This is a genomic window from Methanoregula formicica SMSP (assembly GCF_000327485.1).
GTDB classification, from domain to species: domain Archaea; phylum Halobacteriota; class Methanomicrobia; order Methanomicrobiales; family Methanospirillaceae; genus Methanoregula; species Methanoregula formicica.
In genome coordinates this window covers 1,895,552-1,914,870 of record NC_019943.1, presented here as the reverse complement: position 1 = coordinate 1,914,870, position 19,319 = coordinate 1,895,552, and the positions used below count along the sequence as shown (strand labels likewise).

Sequence of the window (19,319 nt, the reverse complement as noted above, 5' to 3'; positions counted from 1 at the left end):
CCGTTCCGGGTATCCCTGACATTTGGGAACCGGAGAGAATACTCATCTTTGTTACCTCAAGACTATGGCAATCCAGAAACTGTATCCCGAAATACGGGGCACCCGCACCGGCTATGTTATCCGGTTCACCTGCCCCGCATGTGCAGCCGAAAGCATCATCGTCAACAACTCGCCCCGCGATCATTTCAAGAAGTCCCGGGTCGCCTCCTGCCGTCATTGCAGGACACGCCTGAACATCATGACTCCGGTATAAGCCGGAATGAGGGGCCCATCTCCCCGGTTTTTCCGGTGATCACCCAGCCTCTCCCCTCACGGTTTTTTTAGTCAGGCCCGGCATCCTCGTTTTGTATCGTTACTGTCTTCCAGCTGACCCTGCCCCCCTCGACAGCCCTCCGGACCAGCGACTCCCCGCGGGTCAGTTTCCCTTTCCCCTGTTTCACCTCGACCAGCACAATGCTGACCTCCCCAAAATCTCCGTCTTTTGCTGTTGAGTACCCGTCAAAGACAATGAAATCGACCGGGCTCCCGATGAAGCGGGCGTCCGCAGCAGAGTAGGGGAACCCGGGAAGAAACGGTGCCATCTGTTCCGCGATCTTTCCCTTTAGCGTTGACCGTGACCGGTTAACGGAGTCCTTCCGGATTGCCTCTGTGCATTCCTGCTTCCAGCGATCGAGGTCGTTTCTTGCCCGCTCTTTGAATATGACTACCCGGGCACGAAAGAAAAGGTACGCAACCACGATGCCGGAGAAGAATGCAGCAACTGCGATGAGGATTTCTGACACGGGCATGGATTCTCCTCTCTGTGTCTGCCACGCGGGAGATATAGGTGAGGCACGGGGCGTGAAAATGAACGGAACGGAAAAAGGCAGGAAAACCTGCAATCCCGTGTTGTGTGGGGGTAGCCGGCTCAGGTAACGGAACGGGAGGATGGCAAAGATCCCTTCCGGTACGACTCTTTTGGCACAATAATCTCGAACCGTGCACCGTTCCGGTATGCTCCGGTCTCACGGATGGTGATGCCGGTGATATCAAGGATCTCCCGGGCAAGGAAGAGGCCAAGGCCGGTATTTTTGCCAAAACCCTTCTCGAAAATATACTCCTTGTCTCCGGCAGGGATGCCGGCACCGTCATCCTCGCAGGTGATGTGAAGTTCGCTCCCCACTTCCCGGACAGAGAACGTCATGGTCGTTACGTGTTCCCCGTGCCGGATGGCATTGTCGATGAATGTATCGATCACCTTCTCGAAGAGCGGGTCGGTGAAGACCTCCCAGCCCGGATCCGGGACCCGTATCGTGAGGTCCGGGGCATAATTCACCTCTGCCACATGACGGATGATGGCTGCCGGATCCTGCCAGACCGGCAATCTGATACCGATCTCCTGGTAATCGCGCATGAACTCGACCTGGCGGTTGATGGTTGCAATGATCGCGGTGCACTGCGCAACATAGGCTTTTTTCTCCGGGCCGGACTGGCCCTCGCCGATCAGGTCAAGAAAGGCGGAGAGGGATGTCAGTTTGTTGAGGATATCGTGCCGGGTGATACTGTTGAGGATCCCCAGTTTTTCGATTACCTGCTGCATTGCCTGCCCGGCCTTTTTCTGTTCGGAGATGTCGACAAGGATCCCCCGGATCCCCGTGCAGCGTCCATTCTCGATTACCCGTGTCGTGTATACAAGGAGCGGGAACCGTGTGCCGTCGCGCAGCATACCGGTATACTCGCTCCCGGCTGTTTTACCGCCGCCGGCTATCCTCCCGATGCCCTGCCTGACCCGGTCCCGGTCCTCCGGAACGATATGGTCGAAAAGGTTGAGCCCGCGTTTCAGGTCTTCCTTTGTATATCCGAAGAACTGCAGGCTGTTCTCGTTCACGAGGGTCAGGTTCCCGGCAAGATCGCATTCAAAAACGATCTCCGGAAGGAGGGAGATGAACTCGAGGTATTTCCGCTCGCTTGCAAGGAGTGCGTCATGTGCCTGCTGCAAATTCTTTGTCTGCTGCCGGGTACGGTCTTCGAGACGGGCATATTCCTTCCGGTACTCCCGGTCCAGTTCCGCTTTATAGAGGGCAATCTCGATTACGGTCTGGAGCTCGCGTTCCGTGAACGGTTTGATGATATACCCGTAGGGCCGGGTGATCGTTGCCTCCCGGACAATGTCCGGCTCCGAGTGCGCCGTAAGATAGATGATCGGTATGGCATGGTTCCGGAGGATCTTCACTGCTGCCTCAATACCGGTCATCTTGCCTGCCAGGTGGATGTCCATCAGGATGAGATCCGGTTGCTGTGCGTCTACGGCCGCAATTGCCTTTTCACCCGTAGAGACAATAGCCGCCACCAGGTACCCGAGATTATTAAGGATCTTCGAGAGGTCAAGCGCCGAAACAGCCTCGTCTTCGACAATGAGGATGGACTTTGGTTCCATGGAATTGCGATAGTGATGTATGCAGGTGTACTACTTTGTCTTTTTGCGGGCCTGATGAATGCCTGCGGGATAAAACCACAATGATTATTGTGTCTCCGCTGGTGACGGTATCTGTGTACGGGCAGCGTGGGCTCCGCGAAGGCATCGTCTATGCCATGATTGCAGCGGCAACGTATTTTTTCTTCCAGTCTGTGATCGTTGTCATCCACGAGCATATCCACAGCACGACCGCTTTTCTCCTGGGGAGGATGCAGGATCCGCTCGCGATCGTCTGGGGAAACCCGCTGACCCTTGACGGCTGGGATGAAGGCGTCTCGTATTCCGCACTCTATACCGCCGGGCTTGGTACTAATGCGGCGATCATCGCGGTCATGCCGCTTCTTTTCCATGCCGTTGTCGTAACCGCAGGGATGTACCTCCTCCTCTCCCCGGCACTGGCGAACAACAAATGGTCGTTCCATCTTTTCTTCTGGTTCATTATCGTGAACCTGATGGAGCTTATCGCGTACATGCCGTTACGGGCGTTTGCCGGTAATGGCGACATCGGGAACATCAACCACGGGCTCGGGCTCTCGCCCTGGGTGCTGTTCTTCCCGGGGACACTCCTCATCCTTATCTTCCTGAGATGTCTTTTCTTCCGGATTCTCCCCCGGGCAAATGTGATCATTGCCGGCGATTCCCAGCCGGTCCGGTATGCCATCCTCTTTCTTGCCGCATTCTTTGTCTTTGACTGGCGGAGTATCTTCCGTATCCTCCTCCTGCCACCCTCATCAGCAGGCTGGGAGATCGGGGCCATTGGACTGATCGCGTGTACCGTTGTCATTGTCCTCTGCCGGCCGGGCCTTGCATGGGTCCGCCGTGCCGAAAAACTAGTACAGGGAAAAACAGGGAGCTGACCCCGGTTTTACAACGGGAAAAAAGACGACTGGTCTTCCGGCACCTTACGCGCCGGGAAATGACTGGCCTGTTGACTGGCCGCCAAATGGCAGCGAGAAGTGGAGTTGTGCAATAACCCACCGGCTCCCGGTGTTTTTCAGCACCATCGTCGACCTTCCGGAAAGCGTCTGCTTAGCTGATCCGCCAACGGAAAACGTCATCGTGCTCTTTGACGTTACCCATGCAATCCTGCCATCGCCGATGATCTGCCGGTCCGAGAACGCGACTGCGTGGACGTCCGCCTGGCTCACGTCACGGCGGATCTGGCGGATGAGGTCTGCATGGTTGTGGATCACCTCGTCCGCCCCGCTGCCAAACCCGCTGATCTCCGGCGAGAAGATCGTTGAGAACGCCCGGATGTCCTTCTTCCGGTATGCCGTGGCGTACTGCTCAATGGTTGCAATAATCTCCTCTTCCTGTGCTTTTGTCAATGTCATAGGATCTAGTTGTCGCCCCTTCTCGCTTAAATTCGTTCCGGGCATATCCGGATTCCCCGTTGTTTTCCGGCCGACCCGGTTGTCCGATCAGGGAATTACCGGATGACCTCTCTTTTCATGGCTTTCGGTGGCACACGCCAAAAGAAGTGTCGGCAGGATGTACTGCATCAGGAGTGCCATGCAGCATGGGAGAATGCCAGCTCTTTCCGGTTTATGCGCTCCGGTGCACGATCTCGGTAATTTGCGCTCCGAAGCAGCAAAGCGAAAGGTACCCGGTGATAAAAGGTATATGCCCCCTTCCCGCACGCTCTCCCGTGTACGGTCACCGGGTGAGCGGGACTGAGACCTACTCGTACCAGACCTCGCTCAGTTGAGAGTAAATAAAAAGAATTTTAACGGAATTGTGGTATATTAACGGGATATGATTTTCTGCCGGGGCAGCCTGCACGCCGTTCTGTTCGCGCTTGGCTGCCTCCTTGCTCATCGTCTCTCCCGCAAACGCCCTGCCGGGAGATTACATTGTCGAACCTCTCCCGCCCGGCGCGGAGATGGGGACGCCGGCAGATACCGTGAAGGTGGAACCACCGGCGCCGGCAACGCCGGTAGATCAGTTCCGGCTCTTTACTCTCAACAACTTCCCTGACCTCCTTACGATCCTCAAGATCCTGATCATCGTCAAGCTCGGCCTGTACCTGGGGTACCGGAAGCTGCAAAAGAAGAACGTACTTGGGAATTCATCGAGGAGCGTGATCTATCACTATATCCGGGAGTCCCCCGGTGCGGATGTTACCGAGATCTCGCGGGAGACCGGAGTGCGTGAGAACTCTCTCCGCTACCATCTTACTGTCCTCAAACTGATGAACAAGGTCTCCGTGCTTGAGACTTCCCGGAACACCCGGTATTACGAGAACTCGGAAAAATATCCCCCTATTGAGCAGAAAGCAGAAAGTCATCAGGTATCTCCGCACTGATCCGACACGGAGGCTCCTTCTCATGGTAAAGGAGAACCCCGGCTCTCCCGCCACGAGCTCGAGACAGCGCTCCATATCTCAGGGGCCGGGATCAACTGGCACATGCACCGGTTATCGGGTGACGGGATCCTTGAGGTCCGGAAGGACGGAAGGAATGCCCGGTATGAGCTGAACCCGGACGTTCTCCCCATCCTGGAGAAATACCTGGAGGATGCCGATCCCGTACGGGATCCTCCTGCCTAATCGTGAGGGAAGGAGGGGGATCCTGTTTCTTTCCCGATTGAAATCCAGCCGGTCCTTTCAGAATCGCTTTGCGTCCGTTTCGACATCAACAATGACCGGGCCGGAAAGCCGCATCGCCCGTTCAACTGCCGGCGCGAGTTCCTCCGGCTTGCTTACCCGGATCCCGGTGCCCCCGCAGGTCTCCGCGTACCGGGCAAAGTCCGGGTTGAGCAGGTCGGTTGCGAAGTTCGGGTAATGCTCCATCATCTGCTCGACCTGGATCATGCCCAGCTGCCGGTTGTTCAGGATGATCACTACGACGGGCAGCTTGTACTTGACAGCGGTGACAAAATCCGCCATGGCCATCGAGAAGCCCCCGTCGCCGGTGATGCAGAAGACCGGGCGGTCCGGAAACGCGAGCTTTGCGGCGAGTGCTCCCGGGAACCCGAATCCCATGGTTGCGAGGTATCCCGACATCACGAACCGCTGCTGCTTCATCCGGAAGTTGCGGCCGAACCACCACTGGTTCTCCCCGACGTCGAGCGAGATGACCGCATTGTCGGGGATGAGTCCCGAGAGTACCTTCATGATATACGGCGGGCGGATGGGCACCGCGGTGCTGTCGGCCTCACGGTCACGCTGGAGATCCCACTCGCGCTGCATACGGGAGACCTCCTCTTTCCGGGTGAGGGTCTCCCGCTGCCGGAGAAGGGGCAGGAGGCGGGGCAGGAGATGCGTGCAGTTGGCATAGACCGCGAGGGTCTTGTCGTTCCTGCCCAGTTTCGTGGGATCGATATCGACCTGGACCATCGGTTTGTCCGCTGGCACATTCGTGAACTTCGAGAACCCAACGCCCAGCGTGATGAGGAGGTCCGCTTCCTCCGCGGTCTTCCGGGCAAGCGGCGACCCGACATTCCCGAGGATCCCGAGCACCCAGCCGCTGCCCTCGGGGAGGATACCTTTTGCCCGGAAGGTTGTGAGGACAGGGGCGCCGATTTTCTCTGCCATTTTTTTGACCTCCCTCCCCGCAGGGTACGCCCCCCAGCCGGCAAGGATGACCGGCCGCTCTGCCGCATTGATCCGGTCTGCGGCCTGCCGGATCACGTCTTCCGTGGGGATGATGGAAAATCCCGGGATGCAGGACTCGCGGGAGCAGAACGATGCATCGAGCGGCTGCTTCTGGATGTTGTTTGGTACCGACACCTGCGATACGCCCCGCTCCACGAGAGCGTACTTTAACGCCCGGCTCAACAGCAGCACGGCCCTGCTCTTGTCGGCGACCGTGGTGTTATACACCGTGACCGGCCGGAAGAAAGCGTCCTGGTCGATCTCCTGCACACCCCCGGGGCCGGTGTACTGGACTTCCGACTGCCCGTTCAGCGCGATGACCGGCGCATGGTCTTCCTTTGCATCATAGAGCCCGGTGACAAGATTCGTTGCACCCGGGCCGGCAATGGTGAGGCAGGCGGCCACCTGTCCGGTCAGTTTCGCATACGCCGATGCCGCCATGGCAGCGTTCGCCTCGTGCCGGAACACGATATAGGTGAGGTCCGGGTTTTTGCGGACTGCTTCAACAAGGCCGAGCGAGGATGTGCCCGGGAGCCCGAAGACATACCGGACCCCGAACGCGGCAAGCTCAGCCGCCATCACGTCGGAGACCGTGCTCTCTGCACGGGCATGGATATCGGTCTCCGCCACGAGAGAAAAGACACTTTTTGCCGCACCGCAGACCGGGCAGGTCCAGTCATCCGGAAGGCCGGAGAACGGTGTCCCCGCTGCTATCCCCGCGGACGGGATGCCGGCCGCTTCATCGTACAGGTACCCGCAAACACTGCATCGCCATGTTGTCATGTAGAGTGCCCCGGTAGGGAGTAGATCAACGGGAAATATAAACCTCGGTATCGTGCAGGCCCCCGCCCAATGGGTCGCTGTCCGTATTGCTGGCGTGGCCGGCCGCTGGGGATACAAAAGATATCTCCCTTTTGGCGGTGCACTGTCCCTAGATGATGCAAAAGAAGAGGAGGGCCCGCCCCAGGTCGAAGTGCGGCTGGACCCGGATCCTGCCCGAAGGCAAAGTGATCTCTCTCTTTTTTGATCCCATGAATGTTTTCCTTGTGGCAACCGGGCAACAGGGATTGTGGATGCCGGCTTTTTTGATGCGAAAATCCTTTAATGGCGGTGGATCCAGATAATCTTCCGGTGGACAATTTTGCAGAGATCCCTCTATCTTTCCCTCCCGGCCGCACTCATCCTGATACTCTGCCTGGTATCATCGGGATGCGTTCAGCTGCAACAGCCTTCACCGGCAACATCCGATGCCCGGCAGAACCTCCCACCGGCTTACATCCGTTCCCAGCTCCAGGACCTTAGCGGGAATGCGATCCAGGATGCCGGCATCCCCGGCATGCAGATCGAGGTCCTGACACCCCAGTGGAGATGGAACTCCGCTGCCGGAAATGCATCACCCATTACCGGTGAGCCGGCACAGCCCGGCATGCGGTTTTTGATCGCCAGCGTATCGAAGACCTTCACGAGCGTGGCGGTGTTGAAACTTGCCGAAGAGAAAAAACTCTCGCTTGACGACCCCATCGACCGCTGGCTGGAGCCCGGTCTCGTGGCCCGCATCCCGAACGGCCATGCAATCACTGTCCGCCAGCTCCTCGATCATACGAGCGGCATTGCCGATTACAACGAGACGGCAATCAACCTTCAGGAAGTAAATGACCCTGACACACCGGTCCCGTACCAGGCGGGCCTGGACATGGGACTCAAGGACAGCCCGCTCTATCCCCCGGGCACGAACTACACGTACTCGAACGTGAACTATATCCTCCTCACGCTCATCGTTGACAAGGCCGCCGGTGTCCCGTACGAGGACTATGCCACCCGGAACATCCTTGTCCCGGCCGGCCTCAACGAGACCTTCTTCCAGCACACCAACCATATCCCCGGGCCGCACATGCGGGCAACGATGCCCGCAGGCGATGGGACGTTCCTTGACTATACCGATTGCTATATCCAGTTCGACCGCGGGGCAGGCGATATTGTCAGCACGGCCGCCGACCTGAACCGCTTCCACCGGGCGCTCCGCACCGGCAAGTTGATCAGCAAGCAATCCCTTGCCCTGATGGAGACGCCAACGCCGCAGTCCAAAAAGGCCGGCTATGGTCTTGGTTATGCGAAGGCTGTCATTCCACCAGCCAATGTCACCGTGATTGGCCATACCGGGGGCTATCCCGGGTCGTTCACCTTCTGGTACTACCTGCCGGAACAGGATACGTACGTCACCTGGAACCTGAACGGCATGGGGGGGACGTCGCAGGCGGGAGTGACGGATATCCGCAGTGCGATCACCAGGTACTTGAAGTGAGGGAATCCGGCAGAAAACCTCTTTTTTTCCTGAGAAAAACAAAGAAACGCTTATCCCCGATTCCCGCATCTTCTCGATCTGCAATGGTGCAGAAGAAACGGATCGCGATCACGACTGCTGTCGGCATCCTGACCGGTGCATGGTGTGCCGGGAGCCTGCTTTTTATGGCGCCGCCGGGGATCACGCCCGAGCCGTGGTTCATGCTGATGATCTTCTATGCCCGCGTCCTCCAGGGACTTGTCATCGGGTTTGCCGACGGGATCGCCATCCGTCCCGTCCTCCGTGGCGCCGGCTTTGGCACACTCTTCAGCCTCCTGCTCTGCATCGTCCCGTTCTTCGCTCACAATTATTTCGGCGCTGCGATGCTCCTCATCTTCGGGATCATCTACGGTATCCTTGCCGATGGTCTCGCGAGCTGGGCAGTGAAGCGGGACAACGCTGCCTGAAAAAGGGAACAGGTTTATCGTCCCATGAGCCGATGATGGCTCATGCCCGGATACTCCCTCATCAGACCCTTCGGATTTTTCTACGCCATCATCCTGATCCTTGTCCTGACGTACCTGTGGTATTCCGGACGGTGGAAACAGAAGGCCGGCATCCTCCTCCTGCTGGTCTCCGCTGCGCTGGGATTTTTCATCTTCGCGCCCGTTGCACCGCACCAGTTCCAGGAACTCGTGGTGCGGGACGTATCGGCGCTTGGCGTCTCCCTCATGGTTGCAGCGATCGGGCTTACCGTCATCATCATCCTCACGCTGGTGTCCGGGAGATTTTTCTGCGGGTACTTCTGTCCTGTGGGAGCCCTCCAGGAACTGGCCTCGCTTGTACCGGTGAAAAAATTCCAGCCACGTCAGAAGCACACGTTCATGGCAGTCCACGCGGTCGTCTTTCTTATCTTCCTCATCCTCGCGTTCGTCTTCTCGTCCGCACTGCTGGATTACTTCGGGATCCGGGATTTCTTTGGCCTTGCCCTGACAACGGGGAGCCTTGTCTTCCTTGCCATGCTCCTCGTGTCGGTATTTTTCTACCGGCCATTCTGCCGGCTGGTCTGCCCGTACGGGGTCCTCCTTGCTCTTGCCGGCAGCGCAAGTTTCCTTGCCCTGCAGAGGACCGGCGCATGCATCGAGTGTGGAAACTGCGAGCGTGCCTGCCTGGTCGATGAGGCGAAACGGGATGACCGGAAGGCAGAGTGCTACCTGTGCGGGCGGTGCACGGATGCCTGCCCGGTGAGCGGTGCCCTGAAGTTTGGGCGGCGGAAGCAGGCCTGAGCGGCAGGGATGGGGGTGATCCGTTAAGGATTACGGTGCCCGTGCATCGTCCGCGAGGGCATCGCCGGTACTCCCGCCGCGCTTCCAGACTTCGCCGCCATCGATGACAAAGTCGGAGCCGGTGACAAAGGCAGACTCATCCGATGCAAGGAAGACGACCGGGTACGCAAGGTCAATGGGCTCACCTACGCGGCCCACGAGATTGGATTCTCCGAACATGGCAAGGAGTTCTTCTTTTGTCCTGCCGGTCTCTTCCGCTTTTTTGAAGGCAACGTCGAGGATTGCGGTCCGGACAAACCCGGGGAAGATCGTGTTGACACGGATGCCGTCCCTGGCAAGTTCGATGGCCGCCACCTTCGAGAACGATGCAACCGCACCTTTGCTCGTGCAGTATGCCGCGTTCATGGCGCTGGGCACATACACGATATTCGAGGAGATGTTGATGATGGAGCCGCCGGCTCTGCCATTCCGTTTCATGGCCGGGACCGCAGCCTTTGTGCCCAGAAAGACGCTCTCCACGTTGGTTGCCATGACATTGCGCCACTCGGGGATCGTTGTCTCGACGATCGGCTTTAAAAACCCGATACCGGCATTATTCACGAGCACGTCGAGTTTTGCATAGGTCTTCAGGGTATAGTCGATGATCGCGTTCCAGGACACCTCATCGGCCACGTCGAGCCGGAAGAAGGAGGCCGTGCCACCCTTCTCCGTTATCGCTTTCACGACTTCGGACCCGGCATCGGCCCGACGGGCAGCGATGACCACGCCTGCCCCTTCCTGTGCGAACAGCTCCGCTATGCCCCTGCCGATGCCCGATGTCGATCCGGTCACGATGCAGACTTTTCCCTCCAGTCGTCCCCGTTGTGTCATACAATCTCCCCGTTTGCCCTGTTCGGATTTATTTTTTTATTATCCCGCATGCAGCTGCAAGAATCACGGTTTTATCAGGGGAAGGACGGAACCCGGAGTCCCCCGCCAGACCTGTTCAGTTCACCCAGTGCAGCACGTTCCTTGCAACCGACCAGCGGGGCTCTTCCGTGCCGGGGATCTTGCCCTGCTCGAAGAACTCCTCCTGCGAGTCAATGGGGACGATCGTTGCACAGGGGAGCCGCGTGCGGGCAACATCGACGAGCCCCGTATTATTGAAGACCGCCACCCTGAGCCCGTCCATCTTCTGTACGCTCTCCCGATCCGCAAACTCATTCTTTTTTCCGTCCGGGACAACGAACGCAAGGTGGATGGCAACATAGGGGTCCGTGAACTTCAGCTGCCCGATGCGGTCCTGGTTCACCATGACGGCGCACATGACAATGTCACAGTACCCGCTGTCGTGCTTTCCGGTGTCCGGCGTTCGGGCAAGACCACGCTCCTGTACCAGACCATCAATATGCTCATTACTTCAGGTACCGTGCCGGCAAAAAATATCCTGTTTGTCAATTGCGATGAGCCGGAGATTGCCAGCCGGAAGGGTGCCCTGCTCGAAACCGTTGACACGTACCGCCGGGAGATTGCGACAACGGGCCTCATCTGGCTTGTCTTTGACGAAGTTCAGCCGTGGAGAACTGGGAGCGGGAGGTAAAATCCCTCTATGACAAGAAAACCTGCAGGATCATCATCTCCGGGTCCTCCTCCTGCCTGCTGGACTCGCAGGTATCCACCCTGCTCTCGGGCCGGTACTTCACTGTCTCTGTCTTCCCGCTCGATTTTTCCGAATACCTCCGTTTCCATGGTGTCACCCCGCCACAGGATGCTGCCGGACGGGCAGCACAGAAATACACGATCACCACACACCTGAAGCAGTACCTAAAGGAAGGCGGTTTTCCCATTGTCGTGCTCCAGCAGGATGAGCGCACGAAGCAGGATTACCTCCGGGCCTATTACGACAGCATCGTATACCGCGATATCATCCGGATGAATGTGGTACGGAACCAGAAAGCTCTGGCCGGGCTCCTCCAGTACCTTTTTTCCACCATTGCATCCCCGTACTCGTACCGCCGGCTCCGGGAACTACTCGGGATCGACATCGATACCGTACGGGATTACATCCACTTTGCCGGTATGGCACGGATCCTCTTCGAGGTCCAGGCATTCTCGTACTCGCTTCCGGCACAGGCACGGCAGAACAAGAAGGTCTACTGCATCGACAACGGCCTGCGCAACGCCGTCTCCTTCCGGTTCAGTAAAGACGAAGGAAAGCTTGCCGAGAACCTCGTCTTCATCGAACTCCTGCGGTCCGGTCATATTCCCTACTACTGGAAAGGCGAGAGGGAGGTGGATTTTGTCATCAAATCCGGAGATAACCGCCTTACCGCGATCAATGTCTGCTACAGCGAGATAGTCCCGGAGAGTGAATACGAAGGGCTGCGAGAATTTGCCAGGGAATTTAAGGACCCGGTACACCGGCTCCTGATCCTGACAAAAGATTATGAGGCCAAATCCGGGCCGATAATTAGCATGCCGCTCTGGAAATGGCTCCTGCTGGATCCTGGTCACCGGTGATTTTCACAAGGAAACTGGACCGGGCCGGTGTCCCGGAACCATCCTCCCGCAGGGTTTTTACTCGGGCTCATCCTAGATATGAAGAATGCATGAGCTTGCAGGTGTCTGGACCGACCGGAACGGGCGGATATGGATTGGCGCAACCGCACTCTTTTACGTCCTCGTCCTCATCCCGTTCAATTACCCCGGCATCGATATCTTCGGCATTTCGCTGCGCCCTGCCGCGTTCATGCTTGTCACCCTCGGGATCCTCTTTGGCCCGGCGGCAGCCTGGGGCCTTGGGATCGGAAACATTGCCGGGGATTTCTTTGGTGGCTCGTGGTCCGCGATGAGTATTTTCGGCTTTCTCGTCAATGTCCTCATCCCCTATCTCTCCTACCGCTTCTTTCACCAGCTGATGCGGGGGCAGGCGATCCGCAGGGATTATCATACCATCGCCTGTTTCCTTGCCACAAGCCTTATCGTGGTCTGCTCCTGCATGGTGCTCCTTGCCGCGTGCGGCACCGTCTTCTTTGACCGGCCGTTCCTCGCCAAGGTCCTCAGTTACCTCGGCAACAACCTCTTCTGGGCGATGGTTGTCGGGCCGGCATTTTTCTGGCTGGTCGTCGATGCAGCGCTCCGCAACAACCTGGTGTACGGCCGCGAATGGGCAGAGCGTAACGGGGAGAGCCGGTCCTGAACTCCTCTTTCCTCTGAAACGATCGTCGTGGTAACTGCGGGATTCGTTTTTCCTGGGTTTCATTCCGGTTGATTTTTCCACATGGGGCCCGTGAAAATTTGGAGGAGGGCCAAAAAAGCGGACGTATATAACTACAACGCCGAAGTGCTTGTATTTGGCCATACCCCTATTGCGGATTATTACCTGAACGAGAAGAACAAAGACCAAACGGATACACGGAAACAGCGCGAACCCGCCCTGTTGATCAATGACGGAATGTGGGTGAAGGAGGGGTGTGATACCGATAGTTTTGTCTATATCGATAAAACCGGCGTTGCATTGATGCAATGAGTGGATACCCGTGAGATCCGGTGCATACGACATTTCCCGGTTGAGAAAATTATGGATACCGCTAAAGAGATCCGGGCAAAATCCCTGGAGAAAAATGAGTGATGCAAGAATCGGGTGGAAATTATGGGAAAAGATGGTGAGGAGAGAAGAGCTGCTTTCCTGAACCATCAAAAAAGAAGGCGAAGAATGGGACGGCTGTGATTGCTTATTAAGGGTGGGGAACTGACGGGAGAGGATGATATCCGTGCCCGGGATTTGGTAAACGGCAATGGCATGGGAAAAATGGTTTTTCTGAGATACACAAAACCATCAGGAGGTAGAATGATCCGCAGGATTTGCGCTCACCGGCATAGTCTGGAAAATGTCCATTAGTCTATCTGCATAGTTACGGGAATAGTAATTCCTGATTTCATCGCTCTGGGACTTCACGACCTCGCTCCAATGGTCCCTGTCTGTCAGGAGGCATCTGAGCTCTTTTGCGGTGCCCCGTGGATCTTCCGGGTTGATCGTGATACCGGATTTTAACACTTCTGCAGCTCCGGCATATTTCGGGTACAGTACAGGAACACCCCGTTCCATAGCCTCCAGGATCACCATGCCGAACGGTTCGGAACGGGATGTGACAAGCACGGCTGAAGCAGTACCAAATGCTCCACCCCGTGATTCCCATTCAGTGAATTCTGAAAACGCAATGTCGATACCATGGTGGTTTGCCAGATCCATGACAGCTCGCTTTTCTTCACCTGAACCGTGTATGGCGAAGTGCGCAGATGGCAAAAGCCGGCTCAGTTCCCCGCATGTCTCTACAAAGAGATCCGGGCCCTTCTGACGGGTAAGTCTTCCAATAAAAAGTACCCGCTTGGTCTCGTAGGATCCAAACTCCGGGACGGGAATGATCTCCTCAGATACCAGGTTTGGCACAACGGTTATTTTTGAATCCGGTGCTGTTTTTGGATCCGGTATTTTATAGTGCTTGCTGATTGTTGTCGCAGTACTGTGGCTGGGAGTCAGGATCCTGTCCGCAGACCGGGCGCCGCGTTGTTCGATGGCGACAATAACCTCATCCGGGTCATCGGGACGGCGGTCAAACTCCGTTGAATGGAAGTGAGCGATCCAGGGTTTCCCTGATCTTCTGGACACCTCTTCCGCTGCCCAGAACGTGAGCCAGTCCGCAGCATAAATACTATCGAATTGTGCCGGGTTTTGGCGAAGGTAGTGTAAGGCACCACGCTGGAACTGTCTTACCAGACCACTTATTGGCCCTTCTCTCAAGACAGGGATTTCCCTGCCGGGTTGCGAAGTATGCCGGCCAGTTGTCCGGTCTGATCCCGTGTATGGTGAGAATTGTCCATACGCCGAATACCTTTGCCTTTGGGAGTATGATTCGTAGGGGGAATAGGCATAGTGTTCCGGGAACCTGCTGTAGGGTGAACCATAGGAGAGGTACGGTTGTGGTGATGTACGATCGTGTGCTGCGCCATCGATCGCGGGTGGAACGATCTCCAGGGTGACCAGCTCGACCTCATTCCCGAAAAGGTCCAGGTTAAGGTCCGACCGTTTCCATGGCACCATCACTACGAGATCCGCACCCTGTCTCCGCAGGTTCCTGATGATATGGTATGCGGCAGTCCAGGCCCCCCCGATAGCAAAGGGCGGAAATTCCCAGATCATCATCAGTACTTTTTTTCCGCGCACATCGCCACCGTACTGTGTTACCAGGTGCTCCCTGATGCCCTCAGGCAGGGCCGCATGGCGCCAGTTCTTTGTCAGTCTCCAGGGAAATTCATCCGGATCCAATACAGCCCCGCGAAGATCTGTCTTTTCGAGGTCGAGATTCAGTACCTGCGCATTGTTCAGGTTGCATCCGGGGAGCGCGGCTCCCGCCAGGCTTGCGCCGGCAAGATCGGCATATTCGAGGTTTGTATGAGAAAGGCGGCAGTTGTCGAGCCTGGCACCTTTCAGGTTGGCGGCAGTGAATACAGTGTCAGAGAGATCGCATTCCTGGAAATTGGCGTTTTCCAGGTAAGCATCCCGGAAATCGCATTTACATAACGGGGTTTTTGAAAGGTTGATCCCTTTCAACCGCACACCCTGCCACGAGATCTGATGGAGGATCTCCCATGGTACCTGACGCATCCCCTGCTGGATCGTTGTTGTGAGGACATTTTCGATAACAGGATCCTTTTCAAGGCGGGCTGTCACTGCCAGTGCGGATAAAATGCGGGAATGGTAGTCGAGTTTATCCGGAGTAAAAAAGTGCTGCAGGCCCACAACCGCACCAGCTCTCACCCGGGAATCGGTATTTGCGAGTCCTTCCCACATCGCATTCAGATCGGTTGCTGCCCGGTCAAGCCGTTCTTTCTCCCGGTTCGACCAGTAATCCCGCAGCCCCTGCCAGAGCCCGATCAATGCCGCAAGCACTGCCAAAAATGTTCCTACGCTTCCAAGAAGGCTGGTCCAGAAGAGGGCTTTTGTCTCAGATTCTATTTTGAGGGCAACAACCTCCTGTTTTGTTTTTTCACTGGCAAGCTGGTCCTGCGGAAGCGATCCAATCTGATCCAGGATCTCCCGGGAATGATCAGCGATAGTGACACTCCCAATGATCTGGATCCCGATAATTGCACAAAATGCAAGAATGATACTTATCAGAGCAATACGCGATACATCAGCCATACATCTCTCCTGGTCTGTCTTTTCTGCTCTTGGGGGCGGCACCGTGCAATGAATTTCCCGAAGTGAATGGTGGCGATATGACGAAAGCCCTTAATCGCAGATCCCGTATACAATGAGGATCATTACCTTCGATTAATATAAATTGCCACTATGGTGAGCAGGCAGGGTGAATCGTATGCGGTAGTTCTCTCCATCCGGCTCGGTAATCGGATTATTCTATTGTTCCTATTTCCAAAATCAGGGGGAATACACTAAGCCCTGCGGTCTGCTCATATCTCATAATTCCAGCATTCGAGCTTCCGGAAGACAAAGTATTGTGGTGAGTGCCCAAGAGGATATTTTTCGATCGGCTTTTTCAGGGAATATCAGATATCGGCAGATGTGGTTAGCGGTATATGGAATTATAGCATCATGCGGATTGAGAAATGTTGTCGGCCATTCCTGTTTGCATAATGTCACTCTTTTGGATCAGGTATTTTTCCAGATAATTCCGTACCTCCGGCGGTATTTCATACCTGGCATTTTTTCCAGACTTTTCAAGAGATATTATACCGGCGTCACTGAGTCGTTTCGTATACCATGTAACCATTAATCCGGAAATCCCCAGTCTGTTTCCCAGCTCCTTCCGGTTTAACTCAGGATCATTCATGAGCAACAGCAGGATCCGCCGGTCTGTTGTATTCTGGATGAATTTTAAAACGATCATTTCCCGGCCGGAATATTTTTTGGATTTTTCAAAATATCGTGCGTTTCCTTCAGACTCAAGGATGGAAATTTTTTTGTTTGTGTGCAATAGTATCAGATGGTAGCGGAGTGTTCCTCGTTTCACACCGGTTTTCCGGACGATCTCATTGAAAAAGATACCGGGATTTTCCTGGATGCACTGATAAACCTGTACCCGGGTATCGTTAAAAAAAAGGTTTTTTCTGGCAACTTTCCGATAGCCCAGATACAGGTAGAATTTTGTGAACAGGACCACTTGAGTTACTAGTTCAAGAAGCGGCGAAACGGACAGGGCGAGGGACAGAAGAATAACCTGGAGGGGTAGTTCCCAGAAACTGACCTCTTTTGTCGCAAATGGGGTTCCCGGATCCATTCCTGAAGGAACCGGCGAGACGATATATCCGCCAAAATTCTCTGCGGTGGCATGGCCAACCATGAGTGGGCAGATGGATAAAAGAATGAAAAATACCAGGAATCGTGAAGTATTCATCGACAATAATTTTTCTCCCCCTTATGAAAAAAGGGTTGTGGTCAATACCCGGATGCAGAGTACGAATAGGTCTGTGTTCCGGTTACCGAGCTTCCGTACACCTTCGATGACCAGGTTCCTGATGGAAGGCCACCGGAACGGGTTACCATCAGGTAGATACGACCATCGATGACTCCATCGGCAGGATCGTAATACGGTCCGAGTACCGATGCATCCGGTGTATAGAGGGTTAACGCCAGTGAGTTTGCGGAAGTCCCCCAGTTCAGGTTGGAAAAGAACCTTGTCGCACCCGATGGAACGGATGTCGTGTGCCAGCGGGTCTGGCCCTGGGTAATGGTATACGATGTTAATGCAAAAACATCGGCGAACCGTGACGGTGCATTTTCAACAGTAGTGACAGTATACCCGTCCTTTTCTTCGATTACCTTTGCCGATACCGATGGAATGGACAGTGCCAATCCAACAATGAACAACAGTGCCAGCCAGTGAACCTTCATGGTATCACAGGGTAGCATGAAGCGGGATGGATAATCCCTTTTGTCGGCCAAAACTTAACACGTTTTTTCCAAAGATTAAGTTTTGACCGACAAATCGTTTATAAAAAAACAGGTTATGTGGAATGGCGGTTGTTGTTTTTTCCGCCGATCCGGGGAGAAACCATGGTATCACATCCTTTCTCTCTCCGGGTTGTATTTTTTCAGTTTTTTCATTGCAGTGGATAAGAAACCGGGTTTCCTGTATGCAAGTGTCCGGACGTGTTAAGTTTTGACCGACAAATCGTATTTATAATAAACTATAATTTGAACCCGTGGACAGCCGGAGGTTGTCCCAGAACCTGAGGACGGGCCCGCCCCGGATCGAAGTGCGGCTGGACCCGGATCCTGCCCGAATGCACGTGAAGATAGTCTTCTGATTCTCTGAGGAGTTTTCTTTGTGCCGGTGAGCGGAGCCTCTGGAAAAAATGGAGTTGAAGAAAAATGAACATACCTAAAACATGGGTCGTCCTGCTGGCACTGCTGGTGGCGGCGATGGCGATGGTACCGATGGTGAGTGCGAATGCTTTGAGTGCTACCGATAGTGAAAAAATATCAGAACTGAACGCTGCTTCCCTCAACCAGAGTAATACTCAATTACCTCGGTTACAATACCTCCAGACCCAGAAGAAAGCAATAATCAATGGAGAATTCAGGATGAGCGATAGTACGCAGAGCTCGCAGGTTGCCATGAGGGTAACTGAATCGGCAGTCCCCATTGTGACAAATCTTCCATTTGGTGCTATTGTCGAGCATTCCAACAACGGGGTAACAACGGTATTTGATTCTGACGGGATCCAACTCTTTGCTGTTGACGATGCAACTGCACCACTGATCAATATTGTTGGCGGAGCATTGCCGGCAACATTCGTATTCGAAGTCCCGGATCAATCCCTGATCGTTGACAAAGGCGATATTACCCATGTGTTCTTCAATAATAACCGGATAGTATCGATAGTTGGAAAATCCGGCGGGGTACACGAATTCGTTTCGTCATCATTGCAGACCTGCAGCCCCCAGACACTGTCACCGCAATGGATTGAATACGGTGAAACAGCGCGAATTTCAACGGTTGGACAATTCTCTGCCCGGTGGAATGTCCCAAAAGAACCTGTCCTTGTTTCTCCCTACACTCCGGGAATTTCTATCGATGGATCGCAAAGCACTGTCTGGAATGGTCTAGAAGACACCAATGGGACCTACCTCCTTCAGCCGGTTCTTGAATGGTATGTACGAAGCAAAGCAAGTGATCCTTATCCCACTGAAGCGAACTGGAGCATCGCATCGTGGTGGATTTCTCCCAAGGAGAATAACGGGAATGGGATTCACTCAACTCGGAGATACGGAATCCCTTCGACCGGAGAACTGGTTGAATCGGGAGATCTCATCCAGGGAAATCTTTACCACTCGGGAGCAATCTGGAGTGGCGCGATTACTGACCTGACATTGGGGATCAGTTCGACACTCTTCCTGAATTCATCTCAGTCTTCAGATCTGACCTATCGCAATCTTCAAGCATATACTGTACTCGAGGGATGGAATACCGTTGCCTTAAACCCGCAATCCTACAACTCCAGTTACCTGCCGGGAAACACAACATTTACTAATATTATTATCAATGATATATATGGGAATTCTGTGATACCGGCATCTATGCCCGGATATGTTAATACGGCGAACTGGAGTCCGACTGCTTACGGTTTATCGGTAACGAATTCATCATGGCCTGCATCGATTTCACTGAATACCGGCAACAATTAACCCCCTTCTTTTTT

At 54.9% G+C, this 19,319-nt stretch carries 21 protein-coding genes and 1 pseudogene; 13 read left to right on the top strand and 9 right to left on the bottom strand.

Features of this window, described 5'->3' with window-relative positions; all coding sequences use genetic code 11:
* The first annotated feature begins 64 nt into the window (after positions 1-64).
* Positions 65-253 carry a hypothetical protein gene (locus METFOR_RS09600; protein ID WP_015285939.1) on the top strand — a complete coding sequence of 63 codons (189 nt, stop codon included), beginning with the start codon at positions 65-67 and terminating at the stop codon, positions 251-253.
* Between the two features lie 67 nt (positions 254-320).
* On the opposite strand, the gene METFOR_RS09595 is transcribed toward METFOR_RS09600, so the two are convergent.
* Positions 321-788: a Holliday junction resolvase-like protein gene (locus METFOR_RS09595; protein ID WP_015285938.1), complete on the bottom strand. Its 468-nt coding sequence runs from the start codon at positions 786-788 to the stop codon at positions 321-323.
* A 119-nt stretch (positions 789-907) separates the two neighbouring features.
* Positions 908-2,416, bottom strand: coding sequence for a response regulator (locus METFOR_RS14595; protein WP_015285937.1), 1,509 nt, complete (start codon positions 2,414-2,416; stop codon positions 908-910).
* Between the two features lie 80 nt (positions 2,417-2,496).
* On the opposite strand from METFOR_RS14595, the gene METFOR_RS09585 reads away from it, so the two are divergent.
* Positions 2,497-3,312: a hypothetical protein gene (locus METFOR_RS09585; RefSeq protein WP_015285936.1), complete on the top strand. Its 816-nt coding sequence runs from the start codon at positions 2,497-2,499 to the stop codon at positions 3,310-3,312.
* Between the two features lie 45 nt (positions 3,313-3,357).
* Here METFOR_RS09585 and METFOR_RS09580 read toward each other — a convergent pair whose 3' ends face one another.
* A complete protein-coding gene (locus METFOR_RS09580) occupies positions 3,358-3,789 on the bottom strand; it encodes a nuclear transport factor 2 family protein (RefSeq protein WP_015285935.1) in 432 nt (143 codons plus the stop codon).
* A 185-nt stretch (positions 3,790-3,974) separates the two neighbouring features.
* Here METFOR_RS09580 and METFOR_RS15390 point away from each other — a divergent pair, with 185 nt between their 5' ends.
* The 3 genes from METFOR_RS15390 to METFOR_RS15600 all read left to right on the top strand — a co-directional run bounded on the left by METFOR_RS15390 (position 3,975) and on the right by METFOR_RS15600 (position 5,003).
* Positions 3,975-4,163, top strand: coding sequence for a hypothetical protein (locus tag METFOR_RS15390; protein ID WP_015285934.1), 189 nt, complete (start codon positions 3,975-3,977; stop codon positions 4,161-4,163).
* A gap of 90 nt (positions 4,164-4,253) precedes the next feature.
* Positions 4,254-4,760 (top strand): transcriptional regulator, encoded by a 507-nt coding sequence (locus METFOR_RS09575; protein ID WP_048110923.1) that lies wholly within the window; start codon positions 4,254-4,256, stop codon positions 4,758-4,760.
* 102 nt (positions 4,761-4,862) lie between these two features.
* A complete protein-coding gene (locus METFOR_RS15600; protein ID WP_015285933.1) occupies positions 4,863-5,003 on the top strand; it encodes a hypothetical protein in 141 nt (46 codons plus the stop codon).
* Positions 5,004-5,060: 57 nt separating this feature from the next.
* Here METFOR_RS15600 and METFOR_RS09570 read toward each other — a convergent pair whose 3' ends face one another.
* Positions 5,061-6,833 (bottom strand): thiamine pyrophosphate-dependent enzyme, encoded by a 1,773-nt coding sequence (locus METFOR_RS09570; protein WP_015285932.1) that lies wholly within the window; start codon positions 6,831-6,833, stop codon positions 5,061-5,063.
* Positions 6,834-7,191: 358 nt separating this feature from the next.
* Here METFOR_RS09570 and METFOR_RS09565 point away from each other — a divergent pair, with 358 nt between their 5' ends.
* The 3 genes from METFOR_RS09565 (at position 7,192) to METFOR_RS09555 (ending at position 9,617) form a co-directional block, all read left to right on the top strand.
* Positions 7,192-8,352, top strand: a complete 1,161-nt coding sequence (locus METFOR_RS09565) for a serine hydrolase domain-containing protein (RefSeq protein ID WP_015285930.1) — start codon at positions 7,192-7,194, stop codon at positions 8,350-8,352.
* An 83-nt stretch (positions 8,353-8,435) separates the two neighbouring features.
* Entirely contained in the window at positions 8,436-8,798 is a 363-nt protein-coding gene (locus METFOR_RS09560) for a hypothetical protein (protein ID WP_015285929.1), read from the top strand.
* A 42-nt stretch (positions 8,799-8,840) separates the two neighbouring features.
* Positions 8,841-9,617 carry a 4Fe-4S binding protein gene (locus tag METFOR_RS09555; protein WP_015285928.1) on the top strand — a complete coding sequence of 259 codons (777 nt, stop codon included), beginning with the start codon at positions 8,841-8,843 and terminating at the stop codon, positions 9,615-9,617.
* Between the two features lie 30 nt (positions 9,618-9,647).
* On the opposite strand, the gene METFOR_RS09550 is transcribed toward METFOR_RS09555, so the two are convergent.
* Both METFOR_RS09550 and METFOR_RS14590 read right to left on the bottom strand, forming a co-directional pair.
* Positions 9,648-10,487 (bottom strand): SDR family NAD(P)-dependent oxidoreductase, encoded by an 840-nt coding sequence (locus METFOR_RS09550; RefSeq protein ID WP_015285927.1) that lies wholly within the window; start codon positions 10,485-10,487, stop codon positions 9,648-9,650.
* 115 nt (positions 10,488-10,602) lie between these two features.
* The gene (locus METFOR_RS14590; protein WP_233504384.1) at positions 10,603-10,911 is read right to left on the bottom strand and encodes a type 2 periplasmic-binding domain-containing protein; all 309 of its coding nucleotides are present in this window, start codon (positions 10,909-10,911) and stop codon (positions 10,603-10,605) included.
* Here METFOR_RS14590 and METFOR_RS16210 point away from each other — a divergent pair.
* The 4 genes and pseudogenes from METFOR_RS16210 to METFOR_RS09530 form a co-directional block, all read left to right on the top strand.
* Positions 10,852-11,276, top strand: a pseudogene (locus tag METFOR_RS16210) (ATP-binding protein); the annotation flags it as partial. The gene METFOR_RS14590 and the pseudogene METFOR_RS16210 sit on opposite strands and share 60 nt — an antisense overlap.
* 252 nt (positions 11,277-11,528) lie before the next feature.
* Positions 11,529-12,116 carry an ATP-binding protein gene (locus METFOR_RS16205; protein ID WP_394295933.1) on the top strand — a complete coding sequence of 196 codons (588 nt, stop codon included), beginning with the start codon at positions 11,529-11,531 and terminating at the stop codon, positions 12,114-12,116.
* An 85-nt stretch (positions 12,117-12,201) separates the two neighbouring features.
* Entirely contained in the window at positions 12,202-12,795 is a 594-nt protein-coding gene (locus METFOR_RS09535) for a QueT transporter family protein (RefSeq protein WP_015285926.1), read from the top strand.
* Positions 12,796-12,876: 81 nt separating this feature from the next.
* On the top strand, positions 12,877-13,125 hold the full coding sequence (locus METFOR_RS09530) for a hypothetical protein (RefSeq protein WP_015285925.1): 249 nt from the start codon (positions 12,877-12,879) through the stop codon (positions 13,123-13,125).
* Between the two features lie 309 nt (positions 13,126-13,434).
* On the opposite strand, the gene METFOR_RS09525 is transcribed toward METFOR_RS09530, so the two are convergent.
* The 3 genes from METFOR_RS09525 to METFOR_RS09515 all read right to left on the bottom strand — a co-directional run bounded on the left by METFOR_RS09525 (position 13,435) and on the right by METFOR_RS09515 (position 17,508).
* Positions 13,435-15,798, bottom strand: coding sequence for a glycosyltransferase (locus METFOR_RS09525; protein ID WP_015285924.1), 2,364 nt, complete (start codon positions 15,796-15,798; stop codon positions 13,435-13,437).
* 409 nt (positions 15,799-16,207) lie between these two features.
* Positions 16,208-16,957: a winged helix-turn-helix transcriptional regulator gene (locus METFOR_RS09520; RefSeq protein WP_015285923.1), complete on the bottom strand. Its 750-nt coding sequence runs from the start codon at positions 16,955-16,957 to the stop codon at positions 16,208-16,210.
* Positions 16,958-17,052: 95 nt separating this feature from the next.
* The gene (locus tag METFOR_RS09515; RefSeq protein WP_015285922.1) at positions 17,053-17,508 is read right to left on the bottom strand and encodes a hypothetical protein; all 456 of its coding nucleotides are present in this window, start codon (positions 17,506-17,508) and stop codon (positions 17,053-17,055) included.
* A gap of 480 nt (positions 17,509-17,988) precedes the next feature.
* Between METFOR_RS09515 and METFOR_RS09510 the strand changes: the two genes are divergently transcribed.
* Complete coding sequence (locus METFOR_RS09510; RefSeq protein ID WP_015285921.1) at positions 17,989-19,305, top strand: hypothetical protein; 1,317 nt, start codon at positions 17,989-17,991, stop codon at positions 19,303-19,305.
* The last annotated feature ends 14 nt before the right edge of the window (positions 19,306-19,319 follow it).

Excerpts from the sequence above, each read along its gene's own strand:
- METFOR_RS09600 (WP_015285939.1), top strand. The coding sequence starts at position 65 with ATGGCAATCCAGAAACTGTATCCCGAAATACGGGGCACCCGCACCGGC.
- METFOR_RS09595 (WP_015285938.1), bottom strand. The coding sequence starts at position 788 with ATGCCCGTGTCAGAAATCCTCATCGCAGTTGCTGCATTCTTCTCCGGC.
- METFOR_RS14595 (WP_015285937.1), bottom strand. The coding sequence starts at position 2,416 with ATGGAACCAAAGTCCATCCTCATTGTCGAAGACGAGGCTGTTTCGGCG.
- METFOR_RS09585 (WP_015285936.1), top strand. The coding sequence starts at position 2,497 with ATGATTATTGTGTCTCCGCTGGTGACGGTATCTGTGTACGGGCAGCGT.
- METFOR_RS09580 (WP_015285935.1), bottom strand. The coding sequence starts at position 3,789 with ATGACATTGACAAAAGCACAGGAAGAGGAGATTATTGCAACCATTGAG.
- METFOR_RS15390 (WP_015285934.1), top strand. The coding sequence starts at position 3,975 with ATGGGAGAATGCCAGCTCTTTCCGGTTTATGCGCTCCGGTGCACGATC.
- METFOR_RS15600 (WP_015285933.1), top strand. The coding sequence starts at position 4,863 with ATGCACCGGTTATCGGGTGACGGGATCCTTGAGGTCCGGAAGGACGGA.
- METFOR_RS09570 (WP_015285932.1), bottom strand. The coding sequence starts at position 6,833 with ATGACAACATGGCGATGCAGTGTTTGCGGGTACCTGTACGATGAAGCG.
- METFOR_RS09560 (WP_015285929.1), top strand. The coding sequence starts at position 8,436 with ATGGTGCAGAAGAAACGGATCGCGATCACGACTGCTGTCGGCATCCTG.
- METFOR_RS09555 (WP_015285928.1), top strand. The coding sequence starts at position 8,841 with ATGCCCGGATACTCCCTCATCAGACCCTTCGGATTTTTCTACGCCATC.
- METFOR_RS09550 (WP_015285927.1), bottom strand. The coding sequence starts at position 10,487 with ATGACACAACGGGGACGACTGGAGGGAAAAGTCTGCATCGTGACCGGA.
- METFOR_RS14590 (WP_233504384.1), bottom strand. The coding sequence starts at position 10,911 with ATGGTGAACCAGGACCGCATCGGGCAGCTGAAGTTCACGGACCCCTAT.
- METFOR_RS16205 (WP_394295933.1), top strand. The coding sequence starts at position 11,529 with ATGAATGTGGTACGGAACCAGAAAGCTCTGGCCGGGCTCCTCCAGTAC.
- METFOR_RS09535 (WP_015285926.1), top strand. The coding sequence starts at position 12,202 with ATGCATGAGCTTGCAGGTGTCTGGACCGACCGGAACGGGCGGATATGG.
- METFOR_RS09530 (WP_015285925.1), top strand. The coding sequence starts at position 12,877 with ATGGGGCCCGTGAAAATTTGGAGGAGGGCCAAAAAAGCGGACGTATAT.
- METFOR_RS09525 (WP_015285924.1), bottom strand. The coding sequence starts at position 15,798 with ATGGCTGATGTATCGCGTATTGCTCTGATAAGTATCATTCTTGCATTT.
- METFOR_RS09520 (WP_015285923.1), bottom strand. The coding sequence starts at position 16,957 with ATGGTTGGCCATGCCACCGCAGAGAATTTTGGCGGATATATCGTCTCG.
- METFOR_RS09515 (WP_015285922.1), bottom strand. The coding sequence starts at position 17,508 with ATGAAGGTTCACTGGCTGGCACTGTTGTTCATTGTTGGATTGGCACTG.
- METFOR_RS09510 (WP_015285921.1), top strand. The coding sequence starts at position 17,989 with ATGAACATACCTAAAACATGGGTCGTCCTGCTGGCACTGCTGGTGGCG.